This is a genomic window from Fodinisporobacter ferrooxydans (genome assembly GCF_022818495.1).
Classification (GTDB): domain Bacteria; phylum Bacillota; class Bacilli; order Tumebacillales; family MYW30-H2; genus Fodinisporobacter; species Fodinisporobacter ferrooxydans.
The window spans coordinates 1,496,028-1,508,756 of the sequence record NZ_CP089291.1; the positions used below are offsets into that span (position 1 = coordinate 1,496,028).

General features: G+C 42.0%; 12 protein-coding genes. 8 read left to right on the forward strand and 4 right to left on the reverse strand.

What is annotated here, in order from left to right; genetic code table 11:
• Positions 1 to 612, reverse strand: a complete 612-nt coding sequence (locus LSG31_RS07080; RefSeq protein ID WP_347438673.1) for a cytochrome b N-terminal domain-containing protein — start codon at positions 610 to 612, stop codon at positions 1 to 3.
• A gap of 518 nt (positions 613 to 1,130) precedes the next feature.
• Between LSG31_RS07080 and LSG31_RS07085 the strand changes: the two genes are divergently transcribed.
• Positions 1,131 to 1,772 carry a response regulator transcription factor gene (locus LSG31_RS07085; protein WP_347439455.1) on the forward strand — a complete coding sequence of 214 codons (642 nt, stop codon included), beginning with the start codon at positions 1,131 to 1,133 and terminating at the stop codon, positions 1,770 to 1,772.
• A gap of 298 nt (positions 1,773 to 2,070) precedes the next feature.
• Here the strand turns inward: LSG31_RS07085 and LSG31_RS07090 are convergent, their stop codons facing one another.
• A complete protein-coding gene (locus LSG31_RS07090) occupies positions 2,071 to 3,579 on the reverse strand; it encodes a transposase (RefSeq protein WP_347435961.1) in 1,509 nt (502 codons plus the stop codon).
• A gap of 418 nt (positions 3,580 to 3,997) precedes the next feature.
• Between LSG31_RS07090 and LSG31_RS07095 the strand changes: the two genes are divergently transcribed.
• The 3 genes from LSG31_RS07095 (at position 3,998) to LSG31_RS07105 (ending at position 8,178) form a co-directional block, all read left to right on the forward strand.
• Positions 3,998 to 5,170 (forward strand): iron-containing alcohol dehydrogenase, encoded by a 1,173-nt coding sequence (locus LSG31_RS07095; RefSeq protein WP_347438674.1) that lies wholly within the window; start codon positions 3,998 to 4,000, stop codon positions 5,168 to 5,170.
• An 836-nt stretch (positions 5,171 to 6,006) separates the two neighbouring features.
• Positions 6,007 to 7,011 carry a zinc-binding dehydrogenase gene (locus LSG31_RS07100; RefSeq protein ID WP_347438675.1) on the forward strand — a complete coding sequence of 335 codons (1,005 nt, stop codon included), beginning with the start codon at positions 6,007 to 6,009 and terminating at the stop codon, positions 7,009 to 7,011.
• A gap of 96 nt (positions 7,012 to 7,107) precedes the next feature.
• Positions 7,108 to 8,178, forward strand: a complete 1,071-nt coding sequence (locus tag LSG31_RS07105) for a branched-chain amino acid aminotransferase (protein ID WP_347438676.1) — start codon at positions 7,108 to 7,110, stop codon at positions 8,176 to 8,178.
• A gap of 171 nt (positions 8,179 to 8,349) precedes the next feature.
• Here the strand turns inward: LSG31_RS07105 and LSG31_RS07110 are convergent, their stop codons facing one another.
• The gene (locus LSG31_RS07110; protein WP_347438677.1) at positions 8,350 to 8,790 is read right to left on the reverse strand and encodes a YgaP-like transmembrane domain; all 441 of its coding nucleotides are present in this window, start codon (positions 8,788 to 8,790) and stop codon (positions 8,350 to 8,352) included.
• Positions 8,791 to 8,978: 188 nt separating this feature from the next.
• Here LSG31_RS07110 and LSG31_RS07115 point away from each other — a divergent pair, with 188 nt between their 5' ends.
• Together LSG31_RS07115 and LSG31_RS07120 are read left to right on the forward strand one after the other, a co-directional pair.
• The gene (locus LSG31_RS07115; RefSeq protein ID WP_347438678.1) at positions 8,979 to 9,515 is read left to right on the forward strand and encodes a GNAT family N-acetyltransferase; all 537 of its coding nucleotides are present in this window, start codon (positions 8,979 to 8,981) and stop codon (positions 9,513 to 9,515) included.
• Between the two features lie 4 nt (positions 9,516 to 9,519).
• The gene (locus LSG31_RS07120; protein WP_430734269.1) at positions 9,520 to 10,353 is read left to right on the forward strand and encodes a pirin family protein; all 834 of its coding nucleotides are present in this window, start codon (positions 9,520 to 9,522) and stop codon (positions 10,351 to 10,353) included.
• Positions 10,354 to 10,434: 81 nt separating this feature from the next.
• Here LSG31_RS07120 and LSG31_RS07125 read toward each other — a convergent pair whose 3' ends face one another.
• A complete protein-coding gene (locus tag LSG31_RS07125) occupies positions 10,435 to 11,202 on the reverse strand; it encodes a DODA-type extradiol aromatic ring-opening family dioxygenase (RefSeq protein ID WP_347438679.1) in 768 nt (255 codons plus the stop codon).
• Positions 11,203 to 11,354: 152 nt separating this feature from the next.
• On the opposite strand from LSG31_RS07125, the gene LSG31_RS07130 reads away from it, so the two are divergent.
• Together LSG31_RS07130 and LSG31_RS07135 are read left to right on the forward strand one after the other, a co-directional pair.
• On the forward strand, positions 11,355 to 11,675 hold the full coding sequence (locus LSG31_RS07130; protein ID WP_347438680.1) for a winged helix-turn-helix transcriptional regulator: 321 nt from the start codon (positions 11,355 to 11,357) through the stop codon (positions 11,673 to 11,675).
• Between the two features lie 202 nt (positions 11,676 to 11,877).
• The gene (locus tag LSG31_RS07135; RefSeq protein ID WP_347438681.1) at positions 11,878 to 12,270 is read left to right on the forward strand and encodes a DUF2512 family protein; all 393 of its coding nucleotides are present in this window, start codon (positions 11,878 to 11,880) and stop codon (positions 12,268 to 12,270) included.
• Positions 12,271 to 12,729 lie beyond the last annotated feature (459 nt).

Here is a 12,729-nt window from a genome sequence, read left to right on the forward strand (position 1 = left end):
TCATACACCATCCTTTTTCTTCAGGCGAGCTGGATACGGTGGAACGACACCTTTACTTCGAACGGCAAGCAAATGCCAGCCAACCAAAATAAACAAAATAAACGGCAGCACAACAATATGGATTCCGTAAACCTGTCCGTTGTTGAGAATATTCAGGAAACCATCCATTCCTGCGCCGTTAAAAGCATCCTTGCTTTGTACCTGGTTCCATTGAGAAAAAAAGTCTCCTCTGGAGAGATAGCCGGTAAATGCATCTACGACAGAAATTCCAAATGATAGTACGCCAATAACCCAAGTTACAGTTCGACCCTCACGCCACGATCCCATAAAAAACTGTACGACCAGGTGCATCGTCATAAAGAAGAAAAATGCTTGCACACTCCAAAAATGGATGCTTCGCAAAAATTCCCCCAGGCCTGAATACTGATACCATAACGGTCCTTTTGCCGCCATGATCACTCCGGATGCGATACAAAATACCAGACTGCTCAGTGTAAAGACGCCAAAACTGTATACCAATGAAGATACATAAACGGGTTGTTCCGAAGGGAGCAAATTTTCCCAGGATAATTTTTCCGACATGCGAGTGCGTATGGATTTGGTCCAATTCATGATTTGTCACTCCCCTTTTTATGTGGATATTTACCAATCATGAAAGCGATAAAAACAATCAACCAAAGCACCCCGATGTAATAATTGGGCCAAGCATTTGAGATGTCGACCATTTTTTATGTCTCCTTTCTGTGTTTGAAGTCATTTTAAACAATGATTGCACAGAGAAGAAGGTAGGATACTACTAATTTGAAATGTGTCAATTGAATTATAAATGGTGTAGTCCAATGTAATAAAAAGTTTTCATTCGTTTGAAATGGAATGGGAAACGGCATTTGAACGCGGCTTTTGAATCGGAAATGGCAAACGGCAGATCGGGGAGAGCTTGTTCGAATTAAGGTATAAATTAGGATTTTAATTTCTAAGGAAATTCTAAGAAAAGGACTGTATAGTTACTTTCAATACTCGAATTCATGAAATTATTTCGCGTATAATGAAATAATTTCGGTTTGTTTTATTTGTTTTTATTGCACACCCGTAAAAATCCTCAAAATACTATGAATTGGGTGATTCACTCTATGGCTATTCGGATTGCCGCATTCGATCAGAACCCACTGTTTCTTTTTGGAGTTGTTCTCACGTTGGAATCAGCTTCAGACTTTGAAATCGTAGGGGTAGGAAGCAGTGAAGAAGAGGCCATTCAAGTTGTAAAGGAATTTAGCCCCGACATCGTGCTTATTAATCCATTTCATTCTTCTATGCATGGATTAACTACGATTCAACGTATTTTAAAATCTTGCTCAGGTACTAAAATTGTGATCATTACAGAAGGGAATTGTAATTTTATTTGTAAACTGGATAAATATAGTATATACGGTTATTTAAATAAAAGTATAGATCCTGACCGTCTTGTTCATTATTTGTATAACATTTACGCTGAGGAAAAGAATATGTTGGGCATTGAGAAGCGTACATGCGAATGCAGTCTGCGATCGAAAATAGAGGAAATTCCGATCCGGGAAATTGAGGTTTTGATTAAAATGTCAGCAGGTTCAACAGATCAGGAAATTTCAAGGTTTTTGAAAAGAAATATCCATACTGTACGTAAACACGTATCCAATATTTTGAAAAAATTTCATGTAAAAAATCGAACACAAGTGGTCAGTTATATGCAAACAGGTGTATTTATATCCGGTCGCAATTTTTGGAGTATGAAATGATCTTGTTGTATTAATGATATTAGAACTTCATTGATGGGTATGCGTATGTTGTTATTTAGACAAACCAAAGCATCAGTGAACAAAATGGATTACAAAATGGTTGAAGAAGAATTGTTGCGATCATTATAAATAATGCGGTCACGAATGTATACATAGACTCGCTCATATAAGTTCCGATTGTCAAAGCTAATCATTTGTTCCAAAGTTGTCCCCCTAGTTCTTTTCGTCTGCAAATTTGGAAAATTATTTAAATACCAATTGACGAATGATAAACAATTAACTAATATCTAATCATGACTTATGCAGTTTGAGGTAAACTCTGGTAAATATCGGGTTTGGGCGTAGCCCAAAGAAGCATTAAGTAATGCTCAGGCCAAAATAATTCAATGAGTCTTGCAAATTGCTGCACTTGTGTGTCACAATCAATGTAGATTCGCTGAATACCTTTGTGGTTCTTCACGCGAACCTGGCAACGAGTGTGGAAGAGGCCACGAACCATTTCGCCGTGGGTGTAGCCTTCATCATCACTCGTTTTTTCTTTGTTCAATTCAAAAAGTGCAACAGCTAATAAGGTCTCGGCAGTGAACAATAATTCGAAATGAGCATGATGATGCGCTTGAGATTCAGAATGACACTTTTCGAAAGCTAGTTCCTGCTTGGCAGCGCGAAAGAATACTTCGATCCTCCAGCGTTTGATATACGTTTGTAGAGCTTCTTTCGGAGTATCATGACGGTTGCTTATAATTAGGTACGCACCTTTGTATGTGGCGGGTGAATCCTCACCTTCGGTTTCTACATTATCTGAATCGAGTCGCTCATCTTCCTTTAATCGCATGGCGACTACAGCGGCGATTGGGACATATTTATGTTTGGTCACTTGCTTGCCTTTACGATTGACAGCGGCATAAGGACGCTTCATGTAAATCCCTGGAATGGAAATGGAGACCAGCCCAGAAGTTGCCTTTCGAGTTAATTCCTTAAACACCTCACGGATGAGCATGACAGGAGTTAGCGGCACGAAACGTTCCCTACGGGTACCGGGTTCGATGACTTTACGGAATAAAATTGTGTTGCGTTTGGCTTTGGTAACCCAATCAAAGTTGTTCTCTTCGAGAAATGTGAAAAACTGCTTACACAAGTACCACCGATCCATCGCAACCCACAAGTGGCAAGTGACGGATTCACGCAGCATCAATAGCATTTGCCTAGCGAGATCTAGTTTTGTAATCCCTTCGCCTTTTATTTCTGGCTTATGCCAGACACGGTAAAACAACGGATACTCCAACCCGCTTTTCAGAACCGCCTGAAGAACCACAAGATTCGTCGCCCATACATAGACTTTCATTGAGTGGTCAAAGAGCCAACTGAGAAACGGAAGTTGCTTGGCATAAGGATGCGCACTGTGAGTATCATCGAGATTGATCACATCTCCATCGGTGAGTTGTGTCAAGGGATCTTGTTGTAGTCGTTCGACGCGTTTTTTCCCAAATGTCATCCATGCAAAGCCATTCGTGAAAAAACGGCTTAACGTAGATTGGGTAAATTTCCAAGGCTGAAACATCGCCTTAAGCAACGTATCCTTGCTGGCCAGTTTCACTATCTGAACAACAGAAGGACAATTCGAAACAATACCAACGACATAGAGAAAGCAAATTAACCATGACGGAGTTCCACTGCGTTTCATGATGCCTGATTGAGTGAGTAACAGAGAAAAGTCAAAACGATCCCATAAACTTTTAAGAATGGGTGCCCCTGCACATTCTCCATGATTGAGCTCTTTAAATCTTGGTTTTTGTAACGCTGACATTAGAAAACCACCTATAATCCAGAAGATATACCTAGTAAATAAAGGTATCCTTCGTGATTATTGTGATAATTTCTAAAAGTCAAGTAGTTTTTGTGATTTTTTTCGAAATATTATTGAAAATTATTGTTCTGATGAATGATTACCAGTTAATTACTTGAACTGCATAGGTCATGATCTAATGTATCAGATGTTATTTTTTGTCAAGGAAGGGTATACACATATGAATGTGAAGCCGATTGCGATGGCGAAGAAGACATGATTACGCTCTTCATTCTTGAAGGAAGTATTCAATATCTCGATGATCAAGACGACGTATTTAGCAAACTGCGACTCTATGAAGAATACTGCAAAGCGAATCGTATTCCGATTCAAGAATTGAAATATTAAGGATTCGTTGAGATGGGAGGCGCAAGATTCAATGAAATTACATTCTTATAAATTCTTTATTCCTACAAGGGTGGAATGCGGCAGAGACATTTCCATGAGAACAGGTGAACTCCTGCAACCATTTGCCCCTGGCAGGGTTTTGATCGTAACGGACCCAGGTGTCCGTCGGGCCAATTTGCTAGAGAATATTGAAAGCGCTTTACAAGCGCAAAATCTGAATTATGAAATTTTTGATCAGGTGGAACCAAATCCCAGCGCAGAAACCATTCACAAAGGGGCCGATTTTCTAAAAGACTCCAAATGCGATGTGGTCTTGGCTGTAGGTGGAGGAAGCAGCATTGATACTGCCAAAGGCATCGCGGCGATGGCAACAAATCCCGGCCACATTCTCGATTATGAAGGAGTTGGCAAGCTTCAGAATCCGCCCCTTCCTTTAGCGGCTATACCCACTACGGCTGGAACGGGTAGTGAAGGCACAAATTCGACTGTTGTTACAAACAAGGAAACGTTGTTTAAAACAGCAGTTCTGAGTCCGTATTTATTCCCCAAGTTGGCCATTTTGGATCCGTCTCTTACCATACGTCTGCCGCAGGAAATAACGGCTGCAACAGGCATGGATGCGCTGACACACGGAATTGAATCCTATATCTCAAAAGCTGCCAATCCAGTAAGCCAAGCACTTGCGATTCATTCCATCAAAATCATTGGTGAAAATTTATCGAATGCTTATTTCGTAGGTACTGATATTGCGGGCAGGGAAAAGATGCTGGAGGCAGCTTTCATGGCGGGTGCAGCATTTGCTCAATCCCGCTTGGGAAATGTTCATGCCATTTCCCATACATTCGGGGGAGTTTTCAATATCGCACATGGGATTGCAAACGCCACTCTGCTGCCGTTTGTCATGAAATTTAATCTCCCGGCTTGTCCGGAGCAAATGAAGGATATAGCGGCGGCACTCGGTAAAGACGTTTCCGGATTATCTGCCATGCAGGGTGCGGAAAAGGCGATCGAAGCTGTCCTGGAAATGAATCAGGCATTTAAAATTCCGAACAATATCAAGGATATTGGAGTTACCTTGGATCAATTGCCAAAGCTTGTTGAAGATTCGATGAGAAGCGGAAATGTTTTGGTGAATCCCAGATTGACCGCCGCCAATGACATCCAGACGATTATTGAAAACGCCTATCATGGAATTTTAGGATGATTTTACAGTTTCCGTGGGGTGATTCTGCCACCCCACTTCCTCGTAAATCTTTCTTATTCATCATCTGTCCGAATGGAGCAACTTCATTTTACCTCGGCTACGTGCCGTGTCGCATGATCCAATGCCACTCCAGTCGCTTCTTCGTACCCAACATCCTTATCACCTTTTGTAACATAGCCGAAAACATCAGAAAAGTGAATGATACTGTACAATATGCCCTAACACTCTGCAAAGTACTTCATTCTTAAAGAGGATGTTCAAAAAGTAGTCAAAACTCCACGGCGGATTGCTTTGCCGAATCTGAAAAAGGCTTACTCATGTACCTAACACGTACACTTCGTCGCCTTTTCGTGCTTCGGCTTCGCACTCTTTGTGTCTTACTTAACCACTTTTTGTACGAAAATAACATTTTGATACGAAAATAACATTTTCATATCATGTGGTGGCCATAATGATGCCATGTTGGTTTTGAACACGCACTTAAAATAACACAACGTAGATTTGATTACACACGAATGCTTGTTTGTTTGCAACATTTGAAAAGCAATATGCTAAAATAGCATACAAGGCAAAACGTGCGGCAACTTGCAGGGGAATGGATCATGCTGATTGGCCTTGGCGAATTTGTCTTAAAGAGGATGTTCAAAAAGTAGTCAAAACTCCACGGCGGATTGCTTTGCCGAATCCCAAAAAGGCTTACCCATGTAGCAAACACGTACACTCCGTCGCCTTTTCGTGCTTCGGCTTCGCACTCCTTGTGTTTTACTTAACCACTTTTTGGGCACGCACTTTAAATATTTTAAAAAATCCATGGGGATCAAATGTGGAGGGATTGGATGAAAGCACTTGTACATGCGGATCATGCAGGTTTTGAAGGACTCTCGTACCGCGAGATGGCAGACATACAGCCGAGAGCGGGAGAGGTTAGGGTAAAACTGAAAACGGCTGGTTTAAACCATCGTGATTTGTTTGTTCTCAATCGCCATACACCATCTGATCCACCGTTGATTATCGGTTCGGACGGTGCAGGGGTAATCGATGCCATCGGCGAAGGCGTAGGGAACGTCCAAATCGGCGAGGAAGTGATGATAAATCCATCTTTGGGATGGCAGGAAATCAGCGCTGCTCCGCCCCAAGGGTTTGAGATTCTCGGCCTTCCGGATCATGGAACATTTGCCGAATATATAGTCATATCGGCTGACAATGTTGTGCCAAAACCCTCGTATTTAACCTGGGAAGAAGCAGGTGTCGTATCATTGGCTGCTCTTACTGCATACCGGGCGTTGTTTACCAGAGGTCGGCTGCAGCCTGGCATGACCGTGCTGATTCCGGGAATCGGCAGCGGTGTAGCGACGTTTCTATTGCAATTTGCCAAAGCAGTGCAAGCAACCGTGCATGTGACGTCCCGTTCCGAGGATAAATGCAAAAGAGCCCTTGAACTTGGAGCTGACAAAGCAATTGACAGCAATGGAAATTGGAACACGGCACTTGGCGGGGAAAAAGCGGATCTCGTCATTGAAAGCGTCGGAGCGGCCACGTTCCACAAATCCCTCGATCAGCTGCGCCCTGGCGGTACCATTGTCACATTCGGAGCATCGGCCGGTGATGAAATTCAAATCGATATCCGCAAGTTTTTCTATGGTCAGTACAATCTTCTTGGCACGACGATGGGAAGCGGGGAAGAGTATAAAAAAATGCTGCAGTTGATGCAGACACATCAAATTCGGCCGATTCTGGATCAAATGTATCCGCTGCATCAGTTTGAACAAGCGTTCAAGCGGATGAAAGAAGCAAATCAATTTGGAAAAATCGGATTTTTTATAGAGGGTATTGAATTGTAATAATTTGACGTACAAACATGGAAGTCCATATAATTATAATAGTAAAAAGATTCGGGAATCGAATCATTTAAATCAGACCAGGGAGATGTTTCAGGAATGACTCTTAATCTTACGATTGTCCAGACTACAACAAAAAAAGAAAAGCCCGATCCCAATCAGCTCGGATTCGGAAAGTATTTTACCGATCACATGTTTATTATGGACTATGCGACTGAGAAGGGATGGTATGACCCGCGCATTGTTCCTATGCAAAATATTTCATTACATCCGGCTGCAAAAGTGTTTCATTATGGACAAACCGTGTTTGAAGGTCTAAAAGCATACCGGACAAAAGATAATCGGATTCTTTTATTTCGGCCTGATAAAAATATGGAGCGATTGAATCATTCCAATGAACGATTGAGCATTCCTCCTGTTGACGAAGAATTTCTACTTGAAGCGTTAAAACAATTGATTGCGATTGAAAAGGATTGGATTCCGCCTGCAGAGGGAACATCCCTTTATATTCGCCCATATATCATCGCAACAGAACCCGCTCTTGGCGTATCGCCGTCCAATCATTATTTATTAATGATCATTTTATCGCCAGTTGGCTCTTACTATGCGGAAGGCATCCACCCGGTAAAAATTTATGTAGAAAATCAATATGTGCGTGCGGTTCAAGGCGGAACAGGGACGGCGAAAACAGCAGGAAATTATGCTGCAGGTCTGAAAGCGCAAGAAGGTGCGTCCGAGAAAGGCTACTCCCAGGTTTTATGGCTGGATGGAGTTGAGAAAAAATACGTAGAAGAAGTCGGAAGCATGAACGTCTTCTTTAAAATCAATGGAGAAGTTGTTACTCCTGTGCTGAACGGAAGCATCTTAAACGGGATTACACGGAATTCCATTATCCATCTTCTGAAACACATGAACATTCCCGTCGCGGAACGAAAAATTTCCGTCGAGGAACTCTATCAGGCACATGCCAACGGTACATTGGAAGAAGCGTTTGGCACAGGCACAGCCGCCGTTATATCACCGATTGGCGAATTGAATTGGCAAGACAAGAAAATGGTGGTCAACAACGGGGAAACAGGCAGCCTGACAAAGGAATTGTATGATACGTTGACGGGAATCCAAAATGGCAGCGTGAGCGATCCATTTGGTTGGATTGTAGAAGTAAAATAGGTACGAATAAACACGAATTTTTGTAAAATCCTTATTGTATTTTAAGCGTTGTTTGGGGATGGAGAGATACATGCGCGACTGGATGCATGTATCTCTCCATCTCTTTTATTGTTGAAATTTGATGTCCAATTTTATTGTATTTAACAGCATTACTGTAGTATTCATGCAACGTTACTGAAATCTTTGGCTATACATGTCTTTTGCATGCTCTGTAGACAAAAAATCGCCGCGCATGGCTTTTAAGGCGAATGTTTCTTCACTGATTTCCTGGGCGGTTCGGACTCCAAACCTTCTAAGGAGAGATAAGGGTGGGCACCAACCTTTTATTGCATGCTGCAGTAAAAAATATCCGGCGATTCCGGATGCCAACTGCCAACGCTTTTTTCTCAGACCTAAAAGGGCACCTATCGTGACGACACTTGCAGCACTTACTTCAAATGCTCGTTCAATACTCCATTCATGCTCTAGTTCCTGTATTCTTCGCGCGATTTCCTGATCATTTTTCCCCGCATAAAAGTACAGATTGGATCGGGTTTTTTCGCGGATGCGTTCATTGATTTCATCATCAGCGGGATCCCCGGAATGTATAAAACTAGGCGGCAAAATGCTCACCAGATTCGCCCCCTTTTGTATTTTGTAAGTATGTTTTCCTGAGGGGGTTGGTACTATACTGCTAAAAACATGAAAATGAAATATTGATTTTATTTGGTAAGATGCATACTTTTAATTAGTTCAATCGTATGATACTATTATACCGTCCAAGAAATATCGCTTCATATTACGGGATAGGGGATAGTGCGGTGGGATTGAAACGGGAACTGATCATTCGGGATGCCGGGAAGAATGACCGGGATGCAATACAAGCAGTGACATTGGCGGCGTATCAGGAGTATGCCGAGATCATGCCGGCTGAAGCGTGGATTCGATATAGAGAAGGATTATTTCCGACACTTGATACAGATTTGCCGGTCGAACGAATTGTTGCCGAACAGGCCGGAGAAATTGTCGGCAGTGTACAACTTTACCCATCTGGATTGAACATCTACTCCTTTTTGGATCGCAGTCTCCCATATCCGGAAGTTCGCATATTGGCTGTGTCGCCATCCGTACGGGGACAGGGAATAGGGAAAGCGCTTATGAACGAATGCGTGCTGCGTTCCCGAAAGTTTGGAGGCATTGGCTTGCATACGTCTGATCATATGAAGACTGCCCAGGAATTGTACCTTCGTATGGGCTTCGTTCGTGCGCCTGAATTCGATTTCACTCCGGGTCAAGGTATGGTAGTAAAAGGGTATTTTCTTAGTCTGAGAGAACGGGAGGGAGATTTTTTTGAGTAATCCATTGAAAAAACAGCGAGACATCAGCCGTGTTTGGACCGTGGAGCCACAAAGGGAAAGCTCCATTCATACAGTAGCCATGGTGCTTGAACCGGGGCGCTTTGAGGAATATGATCCGTTTTTGATGCTGGCGGAAGACTGGTTTCAGCAAGGGACTTTTGATGTTCATCCACATCGCGGCATCGAAACAGTGACTTTTGTGATTGATGGAATACTGGAACACTATGACAATAATTCCGGGAAGGATCAATTGCTGCCGGGTGATGTGCAGTGGATGACTGCCGGACGGGGTGTCATTCATAAGGAGGATCCGGCAGAAGGCGAGACCGTGCATAGCTTGCAGCTATGGATCAATCTCCCTGGTGACAAGAAAATGACGGCGCCTCGCTATCAAAATCTGCGCAGCAAAGACATGCCGATGCGGCGTGAAGCAGGAGCGGTTGTTCGTGTTTTTTCCGGCTCATCGGCTGAAATCGTATCAAGCACATTGAATCATGTTCCCGTAACGATGGTGGAGATGATTCTGGAACCTGGTGCGACTGTAACACAAGATCTGCCTGGAAGTTATAACGGTTTTCTATATGTATTGGAAGGCAGTGGCACGTTCGGAGCCAATGCAATGGAAGGGAAGAAAAACCAGGTAGTATGGCTCGGTTCTGCCGATGATGCAAAGGAGAGTGAAGTGACCATTCGCGCCAACGAAAAACTGCGAGTATTGCTCTATGCCGGCGAACCTGTCAAAGAACGAGTCGTTCAATACGGACCCTTCGTGATGAATACGGAAGAAGAAATCCGACAAGCCATTGATGATTATCGCAACGGGAAATTTTCTTCATGAAAATTGTGTATGAGCCTTAAAATATAGTACGGAAATTGTATGGCGAAGTAAAAAGTCGGCCCGAATGGATCGACTTTTCTATTAAAATTCAAAACAGAGATAGCTCAATGTTCCCAAATCATAACTTCGATGGATCACTTTTGCTTTCGCTTGCGGCTCGCCGCTTCCCATTGCGATCAAGAGCGGAACGAAATGTTCGGCCCTCGGAACGGCGCGGCGTGCATGTGGAGCCAATTCCTCATAATGGAAAAGGGAACCCAAATCCCTGTTTTGTATCACATCAATCAGCCAGTCATCGAATTCTACCGCCCATGGTTCGGGAGTAGTCTGTCTCCATTTGATGATTCGCAAATTATGAACAGTGACTCCGCTGCCGATAACCAAAATATCTTCCTTTCCCAGTCCTTGGATCGCTGTTCCGATTTTATGTTGTTCAGATGCAGGAAGATACGGATTGACAGAGAGTTGAATCACAGGTATATAAACGTCTGGATACATCCGTGACAAAAGGGTCCACGAACCATGATCCAAACCTCGAGTGGAATTTTTTTTCACAGATATTCCTTGTTTCTCAAACATTTCTGCTAACTTGGAAGCGATCCGAGTGGATCCTTTTGCTGGATATTTGATGGCATACAGTTGATCCGGAAAGCCATAAAAGTCATAAATCGTTTCATATGCATCGTCCGTTGAGGATATGGTAAGGACTTCGCTTTCCCAATGAGCAGTAAAGATGACAATGGCTGTTGGCTTCAATCGTTTACCGAGATTTGCAAGAAAATCAACATATTCATTCGTTTCGATCGCAAGCATTGGGGAACCATGTGCCAGAAATAAAGACGGAACCATGTTTTCTCCTCCTTTATTATTTTAGTTACTTTATATAAGTTAGTATATAATTATAATAAATATATTTCAAGTAACTAAATTGTACATAATAACTTATTTATCTAAAACAAGTATTTTTGAGTTATAATACGTATTATAGAGAGGTGTTTACGATGGACTATTCAACATTGTGTCCGCGATTTGAGAGAGGGATACAAATAGTAAGCAAACGCTGGAATGTATTGATTATTTATCGACTGCTTTTTGGTCCTCAGCGATTTTGTGCGATTGAATCCGCACTTCCGATCAGCGGCAGACTTTTGTCGGAGAGACTGAAAGACTTGGAACATGAAGGAATTGTCAAGCGCGAGGTATTTCCGGAAACTCCTGTTCGGATTGAATATTCTTTAACTGATAAAGGGCTTGCCTTGGAACCAATCATTCGTGATATTGAAAAGTGGTCGCAAGCTTGGGTGAAGTTAGAAAGAGAATAGGAAGAGAAGAAAAAGCAATTTGCTGTGAAATCGTACAGCGATTAGGTTGTATATTATATACATTACATTAAAATATTCGTTATAATGAGAAAAAAAGGGCATAATGAAAAAACAGCGTATAAAGGAAATACGCTGAAATGAAATGGTAGTCTTTTTGTCATTTTGTATTTGGCCGCAATTTTGACGAAAGAAGTTGATGGAAATGATGAAATATGGGAAAGCGTTTGTAATTAAAATTCTTCGATTCGCTCTCAATTTATTTCTTTTTGTCGGAATCGTGTTTAACGAGCCATTTCGTGTAGCATTGACCCTGGTTCTGGTATTAGCTCCTGTGACTTTTTTACTGGGTGATATGTTGATTCTTCCTAAATTAGGTAATGTAGGCGCCGTTCTCTTGGATGCACCGCTTATATTCGGAGGAATACTGGCACTGCATGTAATGCTGGGCGTCCACTTGACGTATGGTCATTTCTTTCTCTTTTCCTTGATTACGGTTGCTCTTTGCATCGAGGAATTCATGTATCATAACTATATCGAAAGAAAAGTGTTTGGCAAGGATATTCCCTCACTTTCAGAAATGATCAACAATCTCTAAGCGGCATCATCAAAAGGATCGTTTTCATGCCTGGATGTATCCGTCAATTTTTATTTTTGTATGGGCCATTCTGCTCTCATATTAAATCGGACAATTTCTTATTATAATCTTCTATTATAAATTACTGTAATTCTTTAAATAATTCCCCAAAGGGTTCCCTCAATTACAAAAATTCGAATTTAAGTTACCTTACCACTTTTTGAACACGCACTTCTAAATAAATTCCCGGAAATATTTCACATACTTCCCCCAATTTCTTATACTCCAGGTTTTCTTTATCCAATAACTACATGCAACAATCTCGATGCTTGATGCTGCAAACAGATATCTTGCGATTGTCTCCATGTGAAGATATTGGTTTAACGCACAGTAAGTTACTGCATGCCTCAAGAATATCAGCAATCTAAATAAAGAAGGATATATACAGCCGAGAAAAAATTCGTCATATGCTTGGCTTGT